Source organism: Neisseria weixii, from assembly GCF_042658245.1.
Classification (GTDB): domain Bacteria; phylum Pseudomonadota; class Gammaproteobacteria; order Burkholderiales; family Neisseriaceae; genus Neisseria; species Neisseria weixii.
In genome coordinates this window covers 1-2,520 of the sequence record NZ_JBHSPY010000066.1, presented here as the reverse complement: position 1 = coordinate 2,520, position 2,520 = coordinate 1, and the positions used below count along the sequence as shown (strand labels likewise).

At 47.3% G+C, this 2,520-nt stretch carries 3 protein-coding genes and 1 pseudogene; 2 read left to right on the top strand and 2 right to left on the bottom strand.

All coding sequences use genetic code 11. The features are described 5' to 3' along the window. Positions 1-619 precede the first annotated feature (619 nt). On the top strand, positions 620-1,696 hold the full coding sequence (gene prfA / locus ACFPVS_RS13590; RefSeq protein ID WP_096296162.1) for a peptide chain release factor 1: 1,077 nt from the start codon (positions 620-622) through the stop codon (positions 1,694-1,696). An 8-nt stretch (positions 1,697-1,704) separates the two neighbouring features. Here prfA and ACFPVS_RS13585 read toward each other — a convergent pair whose 3' ends face one another. Both ACFPVS_RS13585 and ACFPVS_RS13580 read right to left on the bottom strand, forming a co-directional pair. Further along, positions 1,705-1,896 (bottom strand): hypothetical protein, encoded by a 192-nt coding sequence (locus tag ACFPVS_RS13585; protein WP_096295641.1) that lies wholly within the window; start codon positions 1,894-1,896, stop codon positions 1,705-1,707. A 133-nt stretch (positions 1,897-2,029) separates the two neighbouring features. Next, entirely contained in the window at positions 2,030-2,272 is a 243-nt protein-coding gene (locus ACFPVS_RS13580; protein WP_096295640.1) for a hypothetical protein, read from the bottom strand. Between the two features lie 166 nt (positions 2,273-2,438). Here ACFPVS_RS13580 and ACFPVS_RS13575 point away from each other — a divergent pair. Next, positions 2,439-2,520: pseudogene (locus ACFPVS_RS13575) on the top strand (IS1595 family transposase); the annotation flags it as partial.

The window sequence follows — 2,520 nt, the reverse complement described above, 5'->3', positions numbered from 1 at the left end:
TCAGTTTGTTTTGCTTGTACTGACTTAAACGGCTTCTTCTCATAGGGGTTATTCTAACCTGAAATTAGATTTCCCTAGTTATCTAGTACAGCCCCTACAGTTTTGATTACCGGCCGGTGACGGATATTGATAAAATTGATGTTGTAGTTGGAAATGCCGGTAAAGCAGGATTTACGGTCACTTTATTTTCCCGACGTATATTGGGGAGAGTTACACATGGCTTGAAAGCATTACCGATTTGCTGCGCCGGCGGGTGCAAAGACTCGGACAAACAATAAAGTTTGGGACATCGGTGGAAGCACCGGCGTTGTGCATTGGGGTCGGATTGCGCGGTAGGACGGTAAAAATCACCTGCCGTCCAAACGGTTAAAAGCTGTCTCGAACGGTTAGCCTGAAATGGGCATGCGGTTTAAACCGTTTCCAGCAAGCCTGCATATGCCTTTAATTTAAAATGGTGTAACACCGGCCAAAACACGGGTCATTTGCCGCAGATAAATAAAATGCCGGTGGCGGAGTACCGATGTATGAAGGATTCCACCTCAGTCTGAAACAGATTATAATAATGTCCTTTGATGCCGTCTGAAATCAGTTTCAGACGGCCTTTGTCTTGGAAGAAAATATGAAACCGTCTATTTTAGAGAAATTACAACAACTTAGCGAACGTTTGGAAGAAGTTGCCCATCTGCTCGGCCAGCCTGAAGCTACCGACGATATGGACAACTACCGCAAGCTCACGCGCGAACATGCCGAGCTGACGCCGGTGGTGGAAGTGTTCCAAAAATATCAGCAGGCGCAAAGTGATGTGGCGGAGGCGCAGGAAATGCTGGCCGATCCCGATATGAAAGAATTTGCCGCCGAAGAAATTGAAGCGGCCAATGCGCTGATTGAAGAATTGGATGTTGCGCTGCAAAAGTTGCTGCTGCCCAAAGATGCAGATGATGATAAAAACATTTTCATCGAAGTGCGCGCCGGTACCGGCGGTGATGAAGCGGCTTTATTTGCCGGCGATTTACTGCGTATGTACAGCCGCTACGCCGAGCGCAACCGCTGGCAGGTGGAAATCGTGTCGGCCAACGAAAGCGGGTTGGGCGGCTATAAAGAAGTGATTGCCCGCATTGTCGGACTGGGGGCATACAGCCGTTTGAAATTTGAATCCGGCGGCCACCGCGTGCAGCGTGTTCCCGCCACCGAAAGCCAAGGCCGCATCCACACATCTGCCTGCACCGTCGCCGTGATGCCCGAAGCCGATGAGTTGGAAGATATTGAATTGAACACCGCCGATTTGCGTATCGACACTTTCCGCGCATCAGGCGCAGGTGGCCAGCACATCAACAAAACCGATTCCGCCGTGCGCATTACCCACTTGCCCACCGGCATGGTGGTCGAATGCCAAGACGGCCGCAGCCAACACGCCAACAAAGCGCAGGCGATGAAAGTTTTGGCCGCGCGTTTGAACGATGCCCAAAAGCATGAAGCGCAGGCCAAGGAGGCCGCCGAACGCAAATCGCTCATCGGCAGCGGCGACCGCAGCGAACGCATCCGTACCTACAACTATCCGCAAGGCCGCGTCACCGACCACCGCATCAACCTGACTCTGCACAAGCTTGATTTCATCATGGACGGCGATTTGGAAGAATTGACCAATGCACTGATTGCCGAGCATCAAGCCGAATTGTTAGCTGCCATGGGCGATTAACAAACTATTTATTTTTCAATGATGCTGTAAACGGCCATTGCTGCTGCCGCAATGATCAGATAAACCCAATTAATGCCGAAGCCGTATTTCTCTGCGGGAAAAGAATCTTTGAGTTTGAATAATCTACCGAAGAAGAAGCAAAGTAGGAAAATACATACAAAAAATAAAGCAAGGTCATGACGCATAAGTTGATGCTCCATATATCGTCAAAAGTTTTGTAACGCTTTAAAGGGATTAAAGAAGGGAAGGTTTCTCTAAAACTTACCAGATTAAACCTTCCCATTCTTTAGTTAATGTCGGCAATTATTATTTAGTAAGAAAACCTTGAGCCATTCAACCTACCGTAGAGAGACCTACCAAATCAACTGCTGCAGTAATTCCCATTGGCCCACCTATTGCACCTCCTGCTGCGCCTAAGGTTGTGGCGTAACCTGCATCCCGCCAATTGAACTTTCTTCCGCTTGCAGCAACACTTCCGGCATAAGCTCCGTAACCGGCAATGCCTCCGGCAATCGCTCCCGGAACAGCAAAACCTCCATTGACAACCAATAATTCACGGTTATTTAATTCATGCATGGTATATCTCTCTGGTTAATTAACAAAAATATTTGTACAAGAAAAGTGTATATTGTTGTGTCAAAGAAAATAAAAAATAGTTCAAAAATGATAATAATTACTTTTAATTTTAAAGGGGCTGTACTAGATAACTAGGGAAATCTAATTTCAGGTTAGAATAATCCCTATGAGAAGAAGCCGTTTAAGCCAGTACAAGCAAAACAAACTGATTGAACTGTTTATTGCGGGTGTTACTGCCCGTACTGCAG

What these genes read in the sequence shown, in the direction of transcription:
- prfA (WP_096296162.1), top strand. Translation starts at nt 620, where the DNA reads ATGAAACCGTCTATTTTAGAGAAATTACAACAACTTAGCGAACGTTTG.
- ACFPVS_RS13585 (WP_096295641.1), bottom strand. Translation starts at nt 1,896, where the DNA reads ATGGAGCATCAACTTATGCGTCATGACCTTGCTTTATTTTTTGTATGT.
- ACFPVS_RS13580 (WP_096295640.1), bottom strand. Translation starts at nt 2,272, where the DNA reads ATGCATGAATTAAATAACCGTGAATTATTGGTTGTCAATGGAGGTTTT.